Below are 878 nucleotides of genomic sequence, written 5' to 3'. Positions count from 1 at the left end.
AGATTGTAGATGGTATCTGCATATGTTTTCAGGAACTCATCATATGTATCTACTGTTACATCCGGGTTGTATTTGTATAACAGAGACTGGAACTGCTCGTCTGAGATGAAGCAGCTTTCATCTGCATATAATGCTTTGAAGTGTGCTGCGTTGTCCGGTGTGATCAGGTATGTGGATAAATAATCAAGTACCGGTGGTTTTCCGTCTGCATCCAGAATCTGATGTCCATCTAAGTAGTTTACTAATAAGCATAAGGAAATTGCTCCGTTTACGTGGTTACCACCGTTCATTGCCTGGATAACTCCCTGCTCGATGTAATCGATCAGATCCGGTGCTACGTCTGTTCCGTAAAGGTCGAACTTATAAGAAGAATCTCCTGCTTTGATTGCTGCAACTGCTGATAAGTAGTCACCGCCTGAGCAGTATACTGCGTCTACATCCGGGTTTGCCATTACAAGGTCATTTGCTTTTGTTGTGGACTCGGATGGATCAGAACAGTGCATGGTCTGTAATACTTTTCCGCCTTTTGACTCAAATTCTTCTGTAAAACCTGCGATACGCTGATCATGGGAATAATCACCGATTGCTGCTCCAAGAACAACTGCTGTCTTATCTCCTGCCTCAATTGCCTGATCTGCAAGTGTTTTTCCCATCTCATACGGGCTTGCTGCGATTCCGCCGATAAATAACGGATCTGCTTTGATGCTGTCCCATACTTCCTGATCGGACGGGAAGTTTGTATCCAATGCATATGGTACTTTCTGTGCATCACATAATTCCTGTACGGAACCGAATACTGCGTCTACTACTGAGAACATCAGTACTGCGTCCGGTTTGGATGCTAACTGGCTCTGTAAGTCTGTTACGATCTTGTCTGC

1 protein-coding gene is annotated in these 878 nt (G+C 44.3%); it reads right to left on the bottom strand.

The window, feature by feature from the left end; all coding sequences use genetic code 11:
• Positions 1-878, bottom strand: an 878-nt coding sequence (locus DXB15_RS16790; protein ID WP_147404808.1) for a sugar ABC transporter substrate-binding protein, incomplete at both ends; no start/stop codon positions are given.

The organism is Roseburia sp. OM02-15 (genome assembly GCF_003481835.1).
GTDB classification, from domain to species: Bacteria; Bacillota; Clostridia; order Lachnospirales; family Lachnospiraceae; genus Eubacterium_I; species Eubacterium_I ramulus_A.
The sequence above is the reverse complement of the archived record's forward strand: the minus strand, read 5'-3'. Positions and strand labels throughout refer to the sequence as shown.